Below are 18,801 nucleotides of genomic sequence, written 5' to 3'. Positions count from 1 at the left end.
ATACAATTGAATGAGACATGCACTAGGGGTGCCTTTATTGGCTGAGAGACCTGTCCGGTGGACGTGGTTAACCCTTCTTACCCGATCTAGATCATACTAGCGTGGGGAAGTGCAGTGACTGACAGAATTATTAGGCTAATGCTATTACTAGTGTTAGATTACCTATAGGTCATTGTACAGCCGCACGCATACAGCGTGCGGTTTTTTCGTGCGGGTAGCTGTCACAGAAGCATTCCAACGAATCTTCTATGGGAAAGAGGCTGAGCAAAATGAACGAAGGAAGCATCATGAGCAGCAAGGCTGAAGGAAGCACGCAGCAACAAAGTGTACAGGGACAAGCATGTGGGACAAGTCGAATTGTAGGCTGTCGCTTCTCCCTGTATCCCATGAGCAATCATTTCGTGGACATTATCATGGATGCTCTGAGCAAGGTAGACACTTCCAAAGTATGGAGCAAGACGGATGATGTCAGTACCTGTATACGTGGACGAATGGAGCATGTATTCGATGTCACGAAGGCGATCTTCCTGCAGGCGGCGAATAGCGGAGAGCATGTCGTCTTGAATGGTACGTTCTCCATTGGTTGCCCAGGGGATACGGAGGGGGATGTATTCATGTCCGAGAATGATCAGCGAATGAATGAGATGAACAGTGCAGCAATTCCTATTCAGACAGCCGCTCAGTTCGCGCTATATCCGATGGGAACTACTGATTATATGAAAAAAATATACGGAGCTGTAGAGATCGCTCAGGAGCATGGAACCTTCGGTGGAGGTGTGCATTATGCGAGCAGGCTGGATGGTGATGCTAACCGGGTGTTCACTACCCTGGAGCAGTCTTTCGCTCATACACAAGAGAGTGTATCTCATGTGGTCATGACCGTGAATCTCTCCTGCAACAGCCCATCTTCTCGCGCAGCCGGAAAGGAGGAAGCCTAAGATGGCCTCTTGGAAGCTTCGGGATATTATTGTGCTCAGCTCGCTATCTGTCGTGTTCGCGGTCGTATACTTGCTGTTTTTGCAGGTGGGAAATGTACTAACCGGATTCATGGGGCCGATGGGCTATGAGGTCATCTTCGGCATCTGGTTCATCGTATCCATCATTACCGCTTATATTATTCGGAGGCCAGGGGTAGCCCTGTTGTCTGAGACGATTGCCGGAATAGTAGAGGTACTAATCGGGAATACCGTGGGACCGATTCTGATCGTGTCAGCGATTATACAGGGACTTGGCGCTGAGGTGGTATTCGCAGCCTTCCGCTATCGTCGATATAATCTGGCTGTACTAATGCTGGCTGGTATGGGGGCAGCTGTGTTCAGCTTCATTTGGGGCTACTTCCGCTCAGGCTTTGCAGCTCTGTCTATGGATCTGGTGCTTGCTATGCTGATTGTACGAATCATTAGTGGCGCATTGCTTGCTGGCTTATTGGGTAAATGGATCGCGGATGCTCTGGCTTCAACAGGAGTGTTACGCAGCTTTCCGATTGCCAAGACTCGTTCGCAGAGCGCATACAAGGCATGACACAGGATAAGAAGAGGACCGGAACGAAGAAGAGAGAGAGTTGCACCCCAAGCTATGCCCTAGAGACTAGAGCGCTGTCTATGTGCTTCGAGGAAGGCAGCTCTGAAATCATCAATGAGGTATCTCTGAACCTGGTGCAAGGAGAATTGCTATTGCTTCTTGGTCCCAGTGGTGGTGGGAAAAGCTCACTGGCGCTCTGTTTGAATGGAATTTATCCCCATGCGGTTGACAGCCTTGTAAGTGGGGAAGTGAGGCTCTATAACGAGCTGCTACTAGAGGCTAATCCTGCTCAGATTGCTCAGCGGGTGGGGATTGTCTTTCAGGATGTGGATAGTCAATTCTGTATGCTGCGAGTGGAAGAGGAGCTGGCGTTCTGTCTGGAGAACATAGGCTGTCCGAGAAATGAGATGGAAGCTCGTATCGTATCGGCACTGGGGCTGGCTGGGTTAAGTGATTACAGACAAGCTTACATTCACAGTCTGTCTGGAGGAATGAAGCAGCAGCTAGCGATTGCCTGTGCCTTGGTGCTGCGGCCTTCAATTCTGATTCTGGATGAGCCAACCTCGAATCTGGACCCCATTGCTGCTACCGCACTGGCGGCTCGCATTCGTGAGATCAAGCAGGCCGAAGAGCTGACAGTACTGCTTATCGAGCACCAACTGGATGAGTGGATGTATGCCGTAGATCGCATTGCCGCGCTTGATCAACGGGGGAGTCTGCTCTACCAAGGATCGCCTCACGAGTACTTTAGAAGGTACTCATTGAAGGCTCAAGAGCTTGGTATTTGGCAGCCCAGAGCTGTTACTTTGCATGGTCAGCTTATTAAAGAGCTTGCTGGGCGGGTCAGCACAGATAGTGATGCCGAGAGTACCAAGCAGCAGGCTATGAACGTACCCATGAGCAAGGAAAGTAGTTCCAAGCTGTTGGTTACTGAAGTAGGGTATACCCAAATGCCGACTCTTGAAAGGAGTGCTGAATACGAGCAATTGTTGTTAAGCCAGCATGACATGGGGGATTGGCAGGCAGCGGAGGGCGCGCTCCCTTTGACCCTCAATGAGCTATGGCAATTATGGAGTATCCAGCCCCAACAGGTCCGTAAGGCAGCTCTGAAGGCTGTATCTTCAATCAGGGAACATATGATATCCGCTCAGCAGAAATCCCGAGCAGGCGAGTTGGAAGCAGCAGATACATCGACAACAGGCGTATTCGACTCGTCTGGAAAGCCACCGAAGCTGTTGCTTGCAGCACATGAGCTGGTATATTCCCATGGAAGAAGCCCTAAGCGTCGTTATAGCTTTTTAAAGAAACGGAAGTCAGCACATGTTGAGATATCAGCAAAACCTGCGCAAGCAACACAAACAACACAAACAACGCTAGCAACACAATCTACACATCAAATACACCATGTGTCGCTACATGTTCATGAAGGTGAATTTGTGGCATTGGCAGGTCCGAACGGTGCTGGGAAGTCTACGCTTGCTAGTCTCCTAACAGGCCTGCTTGCTCCGGCATCAGGGCATGTATACGTTAATGGCAGGAGCATGGATGATTGGCGCGAGGAGGAACTGCGACGCCAGATTGGCTTGGTATTCCAGCATCCAGAGCATCAATTTGTGACGGATTCCGTCTATGACGAGTTAGCTTATACACTTAGACTGCGACAGGAGTGGTCAGAAGGGCAGATCGAGAAGCGGGTGGAGGCTGTACTGAAGCAATATCGACTTGAGGAGCAACGTGATATGAGTCCATTTTCCCTTAGTCAAGGGCAGAAGCGCAGGCTGAGCGTCGCAGCTATGCTCATGGATGACCAGCGTATTCTAATCTGTGATGAGCCTACCTATGGGCAGGACGCATATGCATCGTTGGAGCTGATGCAAGCACTACGTAGCCGGGCTGAGCAGGGAAAGGCGGTGCTTATGATCACACATGATATGGAATGGGTACGCCAATTTGCTACAAGAGTGATTGTGCTACAAGCAGGCCACATTGTCTTCGATGACACGCCTGCCGCATTGTGGAAGCTGACCAAGCAGGAATTGGACATGATGCATCTGAAACTACCACTTGTTGAACGGTTCAGTCAGCTGTTATCAGATTCCTTAAGTAACTCATTAGATGAGTCACCTAAGGAATCACTGAATGCATCATGGTCAGGGTCACTTGCGGGCGCCGTGAAAACATCAACGATTGGAAGCAGTGAGCCTTCTGTAAGACAAGGAGGGCTCCGATGACTGTCCCAAGGTCCATGAACCGTGCTGGATCGTTCAATTCAGGCAACACGGTAGCGCCCAGGAGAGCTCTGATCCGGCTTGAGATGCTGAATCCTAGTATGAAGGCATTGACGGTGACATTATGTGTGCTCTTTTTGTCCTTTGCCTTCGATCCTGTGACTCCATTTGTAGCATTGGTCTTCACGGTGGCTGTAACTTGGCTCGCCGGGGACATATCCTGGCGGAGATGGCTGTTGCTGTTCACTCCATTTGTCATCATGGGCCTCGGATATATATGGACTGCTGCACTATTTCCTCGGGAGGACACCGTGTTGCTGTCACCAGTATTGCTCAGCATTGGACCATTGGAGATCACTGAAGCTGTCTGGCATACAGCTCTATCACTTGGCTTAAGGACGTTGATCTTCTCGGCCTTGTCCCTGCTCTTCATCCTTACTACAGACCCGGTTCACTTCATATTAAGTCTGATGCAGCAATGCAAGCTGCCTCCGAAGCTCGCTTACGGGATATTGGCAGGCTTCCGCTTCCTTCCACTATTTCGGGAAGAACTGCGAATCATGCAGCAGGCACATCGCATGCGTGGTGTAGGCAAAGAGCGGGGTTGGGGCAAGCTGCTACGTGCTGTGAAGCGATATTCTATACCGCTGTTGGCGAGTGCGATTCGCAAATCCGAGCGTGTAGCCGTCGCCATGATTTCCAGAGGATTTACAGGGGAAGCGCATCGCGAGTTCTATGTCCAATGGAGAATAACCAAGGCCGATTGGTGCTTCCTTCTGCTGATGCTTGGCGGTGTAGCGGTTAGCTATGCGCTTGCAGCGCTCTTCGGTACATTAGAGTGGTATCGGGGACAACTGTAGCGAGTATACATTCATCATGCTTGTGAAAAAACCTCTCCACCGCTGGCCGAATGAACGGTAAGCGTGGAGAGGTTTTTTGAGTATCGTAGGCCACCATCTGTGTTATTAGTTCTGCTGGATCAGGCAGCTTGCTGCTGACTCATCTGCAATGATGTCCGACTTGCCTGGGTTAGCGCGCAGATCATAGATTCGGATATTGGTGCTGTAAGTACCGGAATCCCCAACAAGGCTGAAGGAAGGGAAGTTGGGTTCTGCATCGAGTCGCATCGCCTCCTCCAGATTGTGCCGCTGCTTGGGGTCAACGAAGATCGGCAATGCATTGGTCTCCAGCATCTCGTCCAAAGACTCCAGCTGATCCACAATACGGAGTACAATGACCCCATTACAGCCACAGCCCTCGGTATCATACAGCAATTTGAAGTATCCTGAACGTCCTTCGAGCGCTTCTGTCATACGCTGAGCGGCCAATTCACTGATTTGAATATGCATGATTGTCACTCCTATCTAAGTGTCTATATACAGCTATTAATATCCATTATAACACCATTACGTGACGTAGTTCATTTCTGGTATTTCCATCCGATGGTAAGATAGTGTCATTTATTTAAGCATTTGGTTCTTTGCAGGCGTCTTTCGATCGACCAATACGAGTGATGACCGGAGGGATTTGGAATGGGAAAAGTTACTGGCTTTATGGAATTCGAACGCAGGAACCTGACGGAGGAGCAGGTGCCTTACAGGATTGAGGGGTGGTGTGAATTCTCCATGCCGTGGGATAAGGAGACACTACAGACTCAGGCTGCCCGTTGTATGGACTGTGGGACACCATTCTGCCATGCAGGACGACTACTCAATGGCATGACGGCAGGCTGCCCGCTTCATAATCTGATTCCCGAATGGAATGATCTCGTATATCGTGGAGGCTGGCACGATGCATTGTCCAGACTATTCAAGACGAATCCTTTTCCAGAGTTCACAGGCAGAGTGTGCCCTGCTCCCTGTGAAGGCTCCTGTACACTGGGACTAAGCCGTAGCCCAGTAGCGATTAAGGCCATTGAGAAATCCCTTGCAGACATGGGCTTCGAGGAGGACTGGATTCAGCCTAATCCTCCTCAGTCAAGAACAGGAAGAACGATTGCTGTTGTGGGATCAGGTCCTGCAGGGCTTGCCTGCGCCTGGGAGCTGAATCAGGAAGGACATTCGGTAACGGTCCTGGAACGGGCAGATCGTATTGGCGGACTCCTGATGTACGGCATTCCCAACATGAAGCTGGACAAGGAGATTGTGAACAGAAGAGTAGAAATTCTTAAGGCAGAAGGGATTCGTTTCATTACAGGCATGGCAGTTGGCACGGATATTCTATTGGAGCAGCTTCACGCAGAGTATGACGCTGTAGTTCTATGCGCAGGAGCCACCAAGCCAAGAGAGCTGCAGGTAGAGGGAAGACAACTGGCTGGTGTACACCAAGCTATGGATTATTTGACTTCCAGCACCCGTAGCGTACTGAGTCAAGGGATGGAGGAGGAAGCGATTACAGCGTGTGGGAAGGATGTCGTCGTCATCGGTGGCGGAGATACCGGCACCGATTGTGTTGCGACAGCAATCCGTCAGGGTTGCCGAAGCGTGACGCAGCTGGAGATTATGCCGCAGGCGCCACTCAGCAGAGGAGGGACTAACCCGTGGCCGGAATGGCCCAAGGTTCGCAAGACGGATTATGGGCAAGCAGAGGCAATTGAACGGTTCGGGCAGGACCCACGCTGCTATCAGATTGCTACGACCCGTCTGGAAGGAGATGCAGGGAATCGGGTAACCACAGTGCGTACGATTCAGGTAGAATGGCAGCGTGACGAAGCTGGGCGGATGCTTCCAGTCGAGTTGGCGGGCAGTGAGAATAGCTTGTCAGCGCAATTGATTCTGCTTGCTCTTGGCTTCACCGGACCAGAGGAAGCCCTGGCCGGAGAGCTCGGACTAGAGCGGGATGAACGCAGTAATATTCGGACTGGTGGTCAGGCGGAGGCAGGATCTTATATGACCAGTGTAGAAGGTATCTTCGCAGCGGGTGACATACGGCGGGGGCCAAGTCTTGTTGCCTGGGCGATTGATGAGGGGCGACAGGCGGCAAGAGAAGCAAGCCGCTATGTGCTGAATGCTAATAAGTTGCAGAAGAGGAGCAAGACTGATGAAATTCATGTTCGTATCTGATATTCATGGATCATTGTACTGGCTCAAGAGAGCTGTCGAGAAATATGAAGAAGAGCAGGCGGATTATTGGGTACTGCTAGGGGATTATTTATATCACGGACCACGTAATCCGTTGCCGGAGGGCTATGACCCTGCAGGAGTTGCAGAATTGCTGAACCAGCAGTCACCTCATATTGCAGCTGCAATCAGAGGGAACTGTGATGCCGAGGTTGATCAAATGCTGCTCCAATTCCCCATGATGGCGGACTACGCTGTACTCTTCTATGAGGGACGCAGAATCTATGTGACTCACGGGCATGGTCATTCCATGGAAAATCTGCCACCACTCCAGTCCGGAGATCTATTCCTGCAGGGACATACCCATATCCCTGTGGCGAGGAGTGAGGGGGACGTCTATTTATGTAATCCAGGCTCAATATCGCTTCCGAAAGGGAATTACTCGCATTCGTACGGGATTTTGGAGAATGGCGTATTTAGCATTAAGGATTTTACAGGCGAGATTCTGATGCAGGTCAGCATCGCGGAATAAGTATTTTAAACCAGGTCTGCTATCTTGATTTAACTTAGCGCAGCGCTGACCTGATACTGCTATGCGGTGTGGGGTTGGGCGGAATTTGTCACTCCGTCCGACTTCCTACCGAAATGATTACGTAATTATGCAGACTGCAATTACAGTTGTAATACTGAGGTAACGATTGCATCTGTCATCTCTAATTCATTGGTAATGTTTTTACAATTAACTATCAAAATATAACAGCTTTAGTCCGATATTGAAAAACGAGTAAGGACTAAGCAGTAGAAGTGTAGCATTTGTCGTGCAGTAAGTAAGAAACGTTGATAACACAGTACGATCAGAGTTCATTTTTTAAGCTTCATCATTGCCCAACGTTTCTGTAGCAAGGCTGAATGCAGAAATCGAAAGAGAAAAGGATTGAGAGCAGTTGATGAATTCAGAGATGTATGATCTTATGAGCGGTGCACAAAAAGAAGCGCTACAACGGCAAATCCAGCGAACGTCACAGACGATGACGGATTACTATGACCTGACTCCACGCGAAAGTGAAATACTAAGTGCTCTTGTAGCCTATGGGCTCAGTAACAAGGAAGTTGCAGATATCTTCTATATCAGCGAGAAGACAGTTCAAGTACATATTACAAATATCAAGAAGAAGACGAGCACAAGTACGATTCGTAACCTGTTCTCCATTTGTTTTCGCATTATGGCTCTGGAGGAACATCATGAATCGAATGAATCGACCGGACATTTGGTATAGCGTGTCGCTGTAGCTCCAGCTACCATCATCAATGAGTAGCATCGAGGCTTGAGGCAGACATTCCTGTGAGACAATGAACCTGTAACCCTCCTTGACAGATGGGAGAGAGCGTCTCAGGAAGGTGATCGCGCCAGCTGCGGAGAAGTAAAGTATTTATAGAGAAATTATCAAGAGGTTGCACAGACGCTAACGAATGAATGGGAGGTTACGAATGATGAATGTGCCAAAGAACATCAAACTCTGGGAGGACATGCCGCTCGATACAGAAGGCATTAACGATGGTTGTCCGAGCATTACACCTTATCTACTGGAGGGAGAGGGGCCGTACCCGGTAATCCTTGTCTGCCCAGGGGGCGGCTATGTGAACAGAGCTAATCATGAGGGAGAGCCGATTGCGCAGTGGCTGAACAAGATCGGAGTGTCTGCCTTAGTGCTTAATTACCGCGTCGCTCCTCATGCTCACCCTGTCCAATTAGAGGAGGCACAGCGTGCAATTCGACTTATCAGGTATCATGCCGCAGAGTGGAGACTTGATGCGAACCGTGTAGGGATTCTGGGCTTCTCGGCGGGGGGGCATCTGGCTTCGATGACCAGCACATGCTTCAATGCAGGGCAGCAGGACCTCGAAGATCCGGTGGATCTGCTCAGCTGTCGTCCAGATATCGCTATTCTGTGCTATCCAGTGATCACAATGGCCGGAGAGCATGCTCATGCAGGAAGCCAGCAAGCCCTATCTGGTCCACAAGAGAAAAGTGCGGAGTGGTTGAAGTCCGTATCATCCGAACAGCGGATTACAGCGGATACTCCTCCTGTATTTCTATGGCATACCGCCAATGATGCTTCTGTACCTGTCGAGAATAGCCTGATGTTTGCTGCTGGTCTGCGTCAGTACAATATCCCGTTTGAGCTGCACATTTTTGAGGATGGGCGTCATGGTCTTGGACTCGCAGAAGCACATCCGCAAGCCCAGGCGTGGCCTGAGTTATGCCATCAGTGGCTCCGTCGGCGCAGTTTCATTCAAGAGGCTACGGAGCAATCATTAGTCTGAACGGCAAGTAAGGAGAATGAAGATGACTCAGGATGTACGGCAGGAACGTAATGAAAAAATGAAATTGGCAGGGTTCGAGAACACGCTGAACTATGCCTGTGCAACCGGGAATATGGAGGAGATTCGCCGTATGCTGTCCTCCATCAAGGCAACGGCACTGAACAAGAAATGCAGCTACTTCGGTACTTCTTTACATATCGCTTGCGAAGACGGTGCTCTGAATATCGTTCAATGGCTTGTAGAAGCAGGAGCTGATCTGGAGGTACGCAATACGGTGCAGGAGACACCGTTCTTATGGGCACTGCACCATGGTCATGAGGATGTGGCTCGTTATCTCATGGATCAGGGTGCGAATATTATGGCGCTTGGCTGTAAGAAGGAATCAGCGTTATTCCTATCTGCGGCATACGCTTCCGGTGCAATGACGCAGAAGTTGATTGATCTGGGTCTGGATGTCAACCAACTGGCAACAGCGAAAATAAACGCTCTGGAATGGACAACAAATACCGGCAACGTAGAAGGAGCTAGCGTGCTCATAGACAACGGAATTCATCCTGAGACGATCACACCAGCGTTCTGGTGGGCTTGCAGACGTAATCGGAGAGAGCTGGCGGAATTACTGTTAAGCAAGGGGGCAGACATTTCTTGCGTGTATGACCGCAGCTGCGAACTGCTAATCTACACGGTATTTAACGAATACGAGGATATTATTGGTCTGTTAGTGGATCATGGCGTAGATTTCAACATGAAGGTCAAGTACAACAAAAATTTTATCAAGTTCGAGGGAACCCCGCTGGAGCGGGCTGCACAGCTTGGGCAGGACAAAATTGTAAGCAGAATCGGAGCATCCTGAGAGGCTGTCAATTTGATCGCAATGAAGGCCTATAGTTCTGTAAAAAGCTAGATGACTCGATCGAATACGAATCTTGACCCATGAGAGGCAGGAGGCTGCTTTGCCTAAGGTAAGAACCTTTACAGGCGATAGGGGGCCTCCTGCTCGTATTTTCTATATTTGACCGGAGTCACGCCGTACTTGGAGCGGAACACCCTGTGGAAATAAGAATAGCTGGAAAATCCACACGTAACCGCAATTTGCTCTAGTGTCAGTGAGCTGTATTTCATACGCTCCAGGGCTGCGTTCAGTCGAATATCAATTGCATACTGGATCATGGTCTGACCATAGTAATCCTTGAAGAGCTTTACCGCGCGCGACAGGCTAAGTCCGGCATACTGGGCAGCCTCCTCCAGCTTGAACGTGAGGGTGGCATGCTCCTCTATGAAGCGCTTCAGTCTGAGTGCAGCAAACACCGTACGATCCTGCTGGGTATGCTCCGAGATGGCTCTATCAAAATAGAGACACAGACTTCGCAGCATGTAGTCGATCAATTCTCCGTTCTCCTCGTCTGCTCCGCGCCGCTTCTCAAGCAGCAGGTTGCGCCATAAGCCAACCAGCTTCTCGTCGGAGCCGATCCGGGTCACAGGCGGGCGTTTGGTGCGATTCCACCAATCATCAATCCACTGGCCTTCACAGAACAAATAGTAGTCTCCACTAGAAATGCGGTCCTCCTGCTCGGGGTCATCTACAGCAAGATCATAGGCATCTCCTGGTCTCAATAGCAGCAGATCTCCTCTACGAAGCTGGTATTCGCGATCCCGACAGAAGACCCGGCTGGAGCCCTCGGTCTGCAATCGGAAGAGGTAGTGTGTCAGCCCATTTGTATAATGAGAATTGAAGGCTTTATAGTGGTAAGAATAATCACAGGTTAATAGTGCAGTATCCACGAGACAAGAACCTCCGTACATAATTTGAGCAAATAGTGCATGTGATAATTATATTGTGTATGGTCACTTCAGGTCAATTTTCGATAGGATAGTACCAGATAGAGCAGTATATATAAAACTCTAAGAAGTCGAGGTGTCTTGTACATGCCAAGAATGAATGTGGGTTTGCAGCTGTTCACGCTCCGTGAGGAATTAGCTACGGATTTTAGGGGTACACTTCGTAAGGTTGCCGAACTAGGTTATGAGGGTGTAGAATTTGCCGGATACGGTGACATTCCAGCCCTGGAAATGAAAGCGCTACTAGACGAGCTTGGGCTAAAAGCTATCAGTAGTCATGTAGGCATTCATTTGCTCAAGGATGATTTGCAAGGCCAGATAGATTACCTGAAGACGATTGGTGCTCATTATATGATCTGTCCTTATATTATGCCGGATCAGCGCCCCAAGGGTGAAGAATGGAAGGGATTTATTGCATTCCTAGAGAATACAGGAGCCAAGGTGCGGGAGCAGGGGCTTCAATTTGGTTATCATAATCATGATTTTGAATTTTTGGAGAAGACGGGAGAAGCGCTGGTATTCGATGCAATGTTCCAGACGACGGCACCTGAGTCCCTTCAGGTGGAGCTTGATGTGTGCTGGGTTCAGTACGCTGGACAGGACCCGCTGGCTTACATCCGCCAATATGCCGGGCGCCTTCCACTCCTGCACCTGAAGGATTTTGACAGAGCCACGGATGGTGCAATTAATACGCTGGAGCTTGGAGAGGGACTGGTGGACCTGCCAGCCGTCATTCGCGAATCTGGAGATGCCGGAGTGGAGTGGCTGATTGTGGAGCAGGATCATTGTCAGAAGCCACCGCTTGAAAGTGTTGCAAACAGTCTGCAGTGGGTAAAAGAGCATTACCTGAGCCAATTCTAGCTCTGGTTCCAGTTCATACCCCACAACCATCATAGATCATGAAAAGGAGAAGTGCTGATGAGTACAATCAAGGTAGCCGTATTGGGATGCGGTGCTATTGCACAGCGTAGACATATTCCGGAGTATGCAGCCAATGAGCATGTGGAGCTGGTGGCCTTTGCCGATCCCAAGCTGGAGCGTGCCCAAGAGATGGCGGATACTTACGGGGGCACAGCGTATAGTAGCTATGAGGAGCTGCTTGCCCAAGAGAAGGTGGATGCTGTGAGCGTCTGCTCCCCGAACTATTTGCATGCGCCTATGTCTATTGCTGCAGCCAAGGCTGGTGCGCATGTGCTAGTAGAGAAGCCAATGGCGTGTACCTCCGAAGAAGCTGAGCAAATGATTGAAGCAGCACGTGCCAGCAAAGTATTTCTCATGGTAGGTCACAATCAGCGTCTCATGCCACCGCATGTAAAAGCGAAGGAGATTCTCGATTCGGGTAAGCTGGGTAAGGTTCTTACCTTCCGTACGGCCTTCGGGCATCCTGGTCCTGAAGCCTGGAGTGTTGATGGCCGGGATAGCTGGTTTTTCCGTCAGGAAGAGGCCAGTATGGGCGCAATGGGGGATCTTGGGGTCCATAAGTCGGACTTCATCCGTTTCCTGTTACAAGATGAGGTCGCAGAGGTCGGCGGATTTATTGATACGCTGCATAAGTCGGATACAAAGGTGGATGATAATGCCGTCTGCATTCTCCGCATGAAGGGTGGAGCCATTGGAACACTGGTTGCCAGCTGGACACAGTATAAGGGCGGAGATAACAGCACCGTGCTATGGTGTGAGAAAGGCGTCATGAAGATCGGAACCGTAGATGGGGACGAGGTCATCGTAGAGCTTATTGATGGGACAGTTGAGACATACAAGGTCGGTGCCATGGCTACGAATGAAAAGCAGGTACCTAGCGGTGTCATTGATGCTTTTGTCGATAGCATTGTTACGAAGACGCCGCCAACGATCTCTGGTGAAGAGGGATTGCGTTCCCTGAACGTGATTCTGGCTGCATTTGAATCACAGCGTACGGGACAATTTATCAAACTATAGAGCCTCGGAAAGCTGTTCGTGCAATCGAGAAAGTAGCACCATAAAGTATGTATTTTGTGAGATTAACTAGTCATTGAGCAAAGCTGATAACGAGTGTGGAAGTAGCCGCGTACCCTTTCGCCATGGGCGCAGCTTCCACACTCGTTTTTTTTACTTGCCATAAGTCCGTAGACTAGCCGCATGTCTTTGTTAACATGGATTAGACAAGGTATAATGTTGTACGATAGGTATTTTTTTTCAATAAAAATAATAGAAAATGGCTAGTTCGTAAGCTGTGGACCAAAATGGCTTAGAGCGATCTAGTAGATGGGTGTCAGCGTGTGAGAGGAGAGGGTAATATTGTTATTTCACATTGCTCCGCTGAATAGAGAACGGGTACTAAAGGAACTAGACGTAATGGGGTACTCGGACAGGATGAAGCAAATGGCAGCCTGGGGGTGCCAATATAAAGGAGATACTGCTTATAGCGCCCTGCTTACATCATTGTTGAAGAGTGACAGCGCCTATGAGGGGCATTTGGCATTAACTGGTGCTAGTGTAACGCATGATGCTCATGCCGTTTTGGCGGCTTTAAGTCATGGGAAGGCAGGCGTTAGGTGCCGGGCAGCCAAACTTTTGCCGAAGGTTCTCATAGATTCAGATTTTTTGATAGAGTCTGAAATCGTGTCGATGTCGCACGAATGTCGTCGCCAATTGCTGCGAAGCATCGTGATCAGCTGCCGGCAGGACTGGGCGGAGAGATTGCTGCCACTTGTGCTTGCTAATTGGGGAGGACATGAGGCCGCAACATTGTTGGCTGCATGCAGCGAGGAAACGGTTCGTCGATACCTCCCGGAGCTGGGGTATGGGGTACGCAATTGGAAAATGCTGACGCAGCGTCACCCTGCTATCGTAGCGGATTATTTCCATGATGTGCTGCAAAAGGCAACACAGCGCGAGAAGACCTTTGTATGGTGGAGCTTTAGCTCAGCCATCGAGATGCTGTGTGAATTAAAACCAAGTATGGTCTTGGAATGTGCGTTGAAGCATGGGCCTATGGACGTACTTCATCCTGTTCTCAGACCGCGATTGGGCCGTCTAATGGAAGTAAGCTCGGAGGGTGTATTCAAGCTCCTGACGCGAGAGGAGGCGAGGGGGGACCTTCTGACTCACGGCGTACCTGTAGGTGTTTTGAAAAAAAACAAGCTTTTTTCCATCGAGCAGTGGGCAAAGCTAACATCATTGCTGGCTGAGCAGCCTTTGCATGTAGCGAAGGTACTGGATACACTTGCGCCGTCCTTACGGGGATTGGTCTTCGAGGCTACTTATAGAGAAGACGAACGAGGAATGCGCGTTTTCCCGACATCGCTTCTGGATGTACTGCCACATCGTTTGCGCCATCAGGAGGCGGCTCGAATGCTAGGCCTGCGGGATATTCGGGAGCGCCGAAACCGTAAGCTGGAAATAACTTCGAGGCTATTCATTGCGGATGCCAGAGAACATCTGGAGAAAGCTGCGACTGTATCCGGAGCTGATGAGCGGGCTGCGGCCTATGTCCATCTCATCCGAAGCACGGCGTTATCCCGAAGCGGAATGGATGAAACGTTGCATTTCGTGACCCGGATTAAAAACGATCAGGACCCAGTGCGGAATGCAGTCATGGTCGAGCTGTCGAACTGCCCTCCCACGCTCTTTAAGGAAGACCATATCGGGGAATTGACTTTGCTGGTCGACAGTGTGATTGAAGCCAGAGACACCTCCTATGGGACACGAGCAGCCACAGAAAATTTGGCCTTTGCCATTCTGTGCTACCATACTTCCCAGCCCGAGAGCAGACTCTTCAAATTTGCTCTAAGAACATTCGCCAGAATGGCAATGCGGGACGGACACTTTATGTTGCGTTCCATGGACTGGGACAGAATGCCTGATCATGTGTTGAACATTGTGTTCGATGAATTTTATGCTCTTGGCATGGAAGCTAACAAGCGAGAGAGCTATACATATATTCTGCGGATGGCCGAATCGTTTGGCAAATTGGCAGAGCGAATTCCTAAACTCCAACTGCTGCTGAAGGAATTAGTTCAGGTAAAAAACGTATCTCCTCAGGCTGTTCGTTATTGGCTGGCTCCACGAAAAACACGCGATGAACGGGTAAAAGAAATGCTGGATAGGGACCTCTCCTTCATTTCGTTTTATGAGGTATTTAAGCATCTGCACCTGAAGCGTCAAGAATGGCTGGACCCTTTCATTGCAGGGACAGTCATCAAGGGCAGGCATCTTTCAGGGAAGTCGATCTATCTTCTGCCTGCCTCGGACGGGTTCCATCGCTGGTTGCCGCGTCAGCAAAAAGCATTGGCTGCTCTACTCGAAAAAGTAGCCTTGGATGCCAAGCGTAACTTTTATGAGCGTTCGTCTGCCATGCGGAGCTTGGCAAAAATGCCGGACTATTGCTCCGATAAGTTGAAGAAGCTGCAGCAGGATGAGGAAGTGCAGATTGCTGAGGCGGCGCTACACGCTTGCTCCTTATGGGAGGACCCGGAGAAGGCGCTTCCTTTGCTGCTGGACAATCTGGATGGGGACCGCGCCCGTGTGGCAATGTATGCGATCCCTCGATGTGCGCGTCGAATGAAGCCGCAGGCGATGACCTCCATGCTTGCAGACCTTTTGAACCGGGATAAGCTGAAAATTACAGTGAGAAAAGAAGCGATCCGGCTGCTGGGAGCCTTTAAGAGCAGTGAGAATATGGCGATACTTCTTCGTGAATACGAGAAACCCAATTCCCATAAGGATGTTGTGATTGCGATAGGGCATGCCGCCAGACAATGGCTCGAAGATGAGCGAAGCTGGGCTATATTAAGCGCAATGGCTTTGTCGCCGGAGCGGGATATCGCAAAAAGCCTGCTCTACCAGAACCCAAGAGAGCTTCCATTGAAGGATCGGCCGCGATATGTGCAGTGGATTGCCGAGAATGGAAGTCATGCGGATGCGGAGGTTGCCCAGGAGGCTTTCCGAGCGATGAATCTTTGGGCGGATGGCCATGAAGTGTTGCTTGCCGCTGCCGCTGGTAAAGCCATATTGGATATGGAGAACAGCTCCAGATGGAAGGCGGCACTGGATACTTTGATCGTGGTCTGCCGTGATGGAGCGGTAAACGAGCAGGTGATTAGTCTTTGCAAGCAGCTGGGAGCCATGGAACCAGTAGTCGAATGGAATGCGACTGCCGACAGGGATCTGCCGCATCGTCAGCGCCTCTTGGCACTGGTTGACAAGCTTGTCTTATTGTCTCCGCATGTAAGGTACGGACTAGCTCCGCTGTATGAAAGCGTGATTGATGTACTCACTGACAAAGAGGCGATGGAATCCGCTGTGATTAAGCTGCATATAGCCATGATTGAATGGAACAGCGCTGAACAGGCCGTTGCTTATCTAAATCATGTGATCCAGATCGCGAGTAGGAAGCCACATTTGTTGGATTATGCGTATCGGCGGATCGTTCAAACGCTTAATGAAAGCAAAGGGCATTGGACCGCAGAGGAGCTTCTGAGCATCGTGGATCGTTTGAATGGCCAGACGCCGTTCGAGGCTCAGTATGTAGGACTTTCTTTATTGCAGGTTGCGGGCAAGGCGTTATTGTGGAATCAGAACAGCGCCGACCGTTTGCGGACTTACCGGAAGCACGAGCATGAGATCATTCGAATGTTGGCTATGGACATGTGGACCGTTCTGGAATAGAACGGAGCATGTCGAAAATAAAGGAACGTTGCAATGATTTAGATATAATGTCTACATCCGTATGTCCCGGCAGTGTAATAGCTGTCGGGACTTTTTATCGTGTCAGAATATAGCTACATATAGGGGGAAGAAGCCTTATAATTCGCTGATTTACATGACGTATCAGGATTACTGATAGAACCGATAAGATCTAACTAATTGACCCTGTGCAGTACGTATGTTAGGTTCAAGATAGTATTAATGAGATCATAATAGTCGGATTTAGAAAATGAGCGCATATTGGGGTGGATGGGATTGAACTTTCAAGTAAGCAATAGTCCTTTTAATGAGGAGCAGGCTGATCTGCTTAACCGACTCGTACCGACATTGTCCGAGAATCAGCGTATATGGCTGACCGGATATCTGACTGCTACTGGTGCTGGAGGTGCAGGGCAGGCCATACTCCAGACACCTGCTGTAGTCGCAGAACAGACACAGGCGTTACCACTGGCAGCGCAGGTACAGACCTTGCCCAAGGAGGTCACTGTTCTGTATGGCTCTCAGACGGGTAACTGCAGTCAGCTGTCAGGCAAGCTTACTACAAAGCTGGAGCAGTTGGGCTACAAGGTCACCCGCGCTTCCATGGCAGACTTCAAGCCAAGCAACCTGAAGAAAGTACAGCATTTGCTCATACTTACAAGCACGCATGGCGAAGGCGAACCACCGGACCAAGCGATAGGCCTATACGAGTTCTTGCACAGCAAGCGGGCTCCTCAGCTGCCAGACACCTTCTACTCGGTATTGGCACTGGGTGATACCTCCTATGAGTTCTTCTGCCAGACGGGTAAGGATTTTGATGCCAAGCTGGAGGAGCTTGGTGCGAGCAAGCTTGCACCGCGTATGGATTGCGATGTGGACTTCGATAGTTCGGCTACAGAATGGATGGAGCAGGTTATTGGCGCGCTTGAGCTGCGGACCTCAGGGAATACTGCCACGGTATCTGCAGGATCATCGGTAGCAAGCACGGTAGCACCTTCCGTGGAAGAGAACTATTCTAGATCCAATCCATTTGCTGCCGAGGTCCTGGAGAATCTTAATCTGAACGGACGCGGCTCCGCGCGGGAGACCCGACATGTGGAGCTATCACTGGAGGGTTCGGGACTTCATTACGAGCCGGGTGACAGTCTGGGAGTCTATCCGCAGAATGATCCGAAGCTGGTAGATCAATTGATTGAGGCATTGAAGTGGAATCCGGAGGAAGAGATTCACGTGCACAAGCAGCAGCTACCACTTCGTGAAGCGTTGACTCGCGTGGTAGAGATTACTGTCCTGACGAAGCCGTTGCTTCAGCAGATAGCAGGATTGGCCCCTGACTCTGCACTAAGCAAGCTGCTATCAGCCGGACAAGAGGAGGAGCTGCGGAGCTATATCAGCAGGCATGATCTGCTGGATCTCGTGCAGCACTACGAGCTGACAGGGATTGCGGCTGGGGAACTCGTTCCTTTACTCCGTAAAATCCCGCCTCGCCTATACTCAATTGCCAGCAGTCCTAGTGCCAATCCGGATGAAGTCCACATCACGGTGAGAACGGTACGCTATGAGAACGAAGGACGTGAGCGCTCTGGGGTATGCTCGGCTCAACTGGCCGAACGTGTGGAAGCCGGGGATACCTTGCCTGTGTTTATTCAGCACAATGCGGGCTTCAAGCTGCCGGAGCAACCGGATACCCCGATTATTATGATCGGACCTGGCACAGGAGTAGCTCCATTTAGAGCCTTCCTAGGAGAGCGAGAAGAGACCGGAGCGGAAGGAAAGTCGTGGCTGTTCTATGGTGATCAGCATTTTGCTACAGATTTCCTGTATCAGATCGAATGGCAGAAATGGATCAAGAGCGGGGTACTGACCCGTATGGATGTAGCTTTCTCACGGGACACCGAGGAGAAGGTATATGTGCAACATCGTATGCTGGAGCATAGCCGTGAACTGTATGAGTGGCTGCAGGCAGGTGCGTATATCTATGTGTGTGGAGACGAGAAGAAGATGGCACATGACGTGCATGCTGCACTGATACGCATTCTGGAGCAAGAGGGCGGACGTTCCGCAGATGAGGCAGCAGCCGAGCTTATTCGCCTGCAGCAGGAGAAGCGTTATCAACGGGATGTATATTAAGGGAATGCCCAAGCATAAGTGACATGTACAGG

The 18,801-nt window shown here is 50.2% G+C and carries 15 protein-coding genes and 1 riboswitch; of the genes, 13 read left to right on the top strand and 2 right to left on the bottom strand.

Annotation, left to right across the window (positions count from 1 at the left end; translation table 11 throughout):
• The first annotated feature begins 14 nt into the window (after positions 1-14).
• Positions 15-125: riboswitch (TPP riboswitch) on the top strand.
• A 162-nt stretch (positions 126-287) separates the two neighbouring features.
• Genes D328_RS0100710 through D328_RS0100695 form a run of 4 tightly spaced genes read left to right on the top strand, consistent with a single transcriptional unit; the run spans position 288 to position 4,609 of the window.
• Positions 288-938 (top strand): YkoF family thiamine/hydroxymethylpyrimidine-binding protein, encoded by a 651-nt coding sequence (locus tag D328_RS0100710; protein WP_051091084.1) that lies wholly within the window; start codon positions 288-290, stop codon positions 936-938.
• Position 939: 1 nt separating this feature from the next.
• On the top strand, positions 940-1,521 hold the full coding sequence (locus D328_RS0100705) for an ECF transporter S component (RefSeq protein ID WP_018883015.1): 582 nt from the start codon (positions 940-942) through the stop codon (positions 1,519-1,521).
• Positions 1,518-3,752, top strand: coding sequence for an ABC transporter ATP-binding protein (locus D328_RS30105; protein WP_169445781.1), 2,235 nt, complete (start codon positions 1,518-1,520; stop codon positions 3,750-3,752). The genes D328_RS0100705 and D328_RS30105 overlap by 4 nt, the downstream gene beginning before the upstream one ends.
• Positions 3,749-4,609 (top strand): energy-coupling factor transporter transmembrane component T family protein, encoded by an 861-nt coding sequence (locus D328_RS0100695; protein WP_018883013.1) that lies wholly within the window; start codon positions 3,749-3,751, stop codon positions 4,607-4,609. Before D328_RS30105 ends, D328_RS0100695 begins: the two co-directional genes overlap by 4 nt.
• A 105-nt stretch (positions 4,610-4,714) precedes the next feature.
• On the opposite strand, the gene D328_RS0100690 is transcribed toward D328_RS0100695, so the two are convergent.
• Positions 4,715-5,098, bottom strand: coding sequence for an iron-sulfur cluster biosynthesis family protein (locus D328_RS0100690; protein ID WP_018883012.1), 384 nt, complete (start codon positions 5,096-5,098; stop codon positions 4,715-4,717).
• A 183-nt stretch (positions 5,099-5,281) separates the two neighbouring features.
• Between D328_RS0100690 and D328_RS0100685 the strand changes: the two genes are divergently transcribed.
• From D328_RS0100685 to D328_RS0100665, 5 genes are all read left to right on the top strand, one after another.
• Positions 5,282-6,811, top strand: coding sequence for a glutamate synthase subunit beta (locus D328_RS0100685; protein ID WP_018883011.1), 1,530 nt, complete (start codon positions 5,282-5,284; stop codon positions 6,809-6,811).
• A complete protein-coding gene (gene yfcE, locus D328_RS0100680; protein ID WP_018883010.1) occupies positions 6,789-7,340 on the top strand; it encodes a phosphodiesterase in 552 nt (183 codons plus the stop codon). Before D328_RS0100685 ends, yfcE begins: the two co-directional genes overlap by 23 nt.
• Positions 7,341-7,755: 415 nt before the next feature.
• Positions 7,756-8,085, top strand: coding sequence for a helix-turn-helix transcriptional regulator (locus tag D328_RS0100675; protein WP_018883009.1), 330 nt, complete (start codon positions 7,756-7,758; stop codon positions 8,083-8,085).
• 211 nt (positions 8,086-8,296) lie between these two features.
• Positions 8,297-9,133 carry an alpha/beta hydrolase gene (locus D328_RS0100670; protein WP_018883008.1) on the top strand — a complete coding sequence of 279 codons (837 nt, stop codon included), beginning with the start codon at positions 8,297-8,299 and terminating at the stop codon, positions 9,131-9,133.
• 22 nt (positions 9,134-9,155) lie between these two features.
• A complete protein-coding gene (locus D328_RS0100665) occupies positions 9,156-9,986 on the top strand; it encodes an ankyrin repeat domain-containing protein (protein WP_018883007.1) in 831 nt (276 codons plus the stop codon).
• 119 nt (positions 9,987-10,105) lie between these two features.
• On the opposite strand, the gene D328_RS0100660 is transcribed toward D328_RS0100665, so the two are convergent.
• Positions 10,106-10,915, bottom strand: coding sequence for a helix-turn-helix domain-containing protein (locus D328_RS0100660; RefSeq protein WP_018883006.1), 810 nt, complete (start codon positions 10,913-10,915; stop codon positions 10,106-10,108).
• Between the two features lie 144 nt (positions 10,916-11,059).
• On the opposite strand from D328_RS0100660, the gene D328_RS0100655 reads away from it, so the two are divergent.
• The 4 genes from D328_RS0100655 (at position 11,060) to D328_RS0100640 (ending at position 18,769) form a co-directional block, all read left to right on the top strand.
• Complete coding sequence (locus tag D328_RS0100655; protein ID WP_018883005.1) at positions 11,060-11,833, top strand: sugar phosphate isomerase/epimerase family protein; 774 nt, start codon at positions 11,060-11,062, stop codon at positions 11,831-11,833.
• Positions 11,834-11,890: 57 nt separating this feature from the next.
• Positions 11,891-12,910, top strand: coding sequence for a Gfo/Idh/MocA family protein (locus D328_RS0100650; protein WP_018883004.1), 1,020 nt, complete (start codon positions 11,891-11,893; stop codon positions 12,908-12,910).
• A 339-nt stretch (positions 12,911-13,249) separates the two neighbouring features.
• Positions 13,250-16,621, top strand: a complete 3,372-nt coding sequence (locus tag D328_RS0100645) for a HEAT repeat domain-containing protein (protein ID WP_026280946.1) — start codon at positions 13,250-13,252, stop codon at positions 16,619-16,621.
• A gap of 294 nt (positions 16,622-16,915) precedes the next feature.
• Positions 16,916-18,769 carry an assimilatory sulfite reductase (NADPH) flavoprotein subunit gene (locus D328_RS0100640; protein ID WP_018883002.1) on the top strand — a complete coding sequence of 618 codons (1,854 nt, stop codon included), beginning with the start codon at positions 16,916-16,918 and terminating at the stop codon, positions 18,767-18,769.
• The last annotated feature ends 32 nt before the right edge of the window (positions 18,770-18,801 follow it).

Origin of the sequence: Paenibacillus massiliensis 2301065 = DSM 16942 (genome assembly GCF_000377505.1) — a bacterium.
Taxonomy (GTDB): Bacteria; Bacillota; Bacilli; order Paenibacillales; family Paenibacillaceae; genus Paenibacillus; species Paenibacillus massiliensis.
Note: the sequence above shows the minus strand (reverse complement) of the source record. Positions and strands in the feature narration are given on the sequence as shown.

Coding starts and splice junctions, on each gene's coding strand:
- D328_RS0100710 (WP_051091084.1), top strand. CDS start 288: ATGAGCAGCAAGGCTGAAGGAAGCACGCAGCAACAAAGTGTACAGGGA.
- D328_RS0100705 (WP_018883015.1), top strand. CDS start 940: ATGGCCTCTTGGAAGCTTCGGGATATTATTGTGCTCAGCTCGCTATCT.
- D328_RS30105 (WP_169445781.1), top strand. CDS start 1,518: ATGACACAGGATAAGAAGAGGACCGGAACGAAGAAGAGAGAGAGTTGC.
- D328_RS0100695 (WP_018883013.1), top strand. CDS start 3,749: ATGACTGTCCCAAGGTCCATGAACCGTGCTGGATCGTTCAATTCAGGC.
- D328_RS0100690 (WP_018883012.1), bottom strand. CDS start 5,098: ATGCATATTCAAATCAGTGAATTGGCCGCTCAGCGTATGACAGAAGCG.
- D328_RS0100685 (WP_018883011.1), top strand. CDS start 5,282: ATGGGAAAAGTTACTGGCTTTATGGAATTCGAACGCAGGAACCTGACG.
- yfcE (WP_018883010.1), top strand. CDS start 6,789: ATGAAATTCATGTTCGTATCTGATATTCATGGATCATTGTACTGGCTC.
- D328_RS0100675 (WP_018883009.1), top strand. CDS start 7,756: ATGAATTCAGAGATGTATGATCTTATGAGCGGTGCACAAAAAGAAGCG.
- D328_RS0100670 (WP_018883008.1), top strand. CDS start 8,297: ATGATGAATGTGCCAAAGAACATCAAACTCTGGGAGGACATGCCGCTC.
- D328_RS0100665 (WP_018883007.1), top strand. CDS start 9,156: ATGACTCAGGATGTACGGCAGGAACGTAATGAAAAAATGAAATTGGCA.
- D328_RS0100655 (WP_018883005.1), top strand. CDS start 11,060: ATGCCAAGAATGAATGTGGGTTTGCAGCTGTTCACGCTCCGTGAGGAA.
- D328_RS0100650 (WP_018883004.1), top strand. CDS start 11,891: ATGAGTACAATCAAGGTAGCCGTATTGGGATGCGGTGCTATTGCACAG.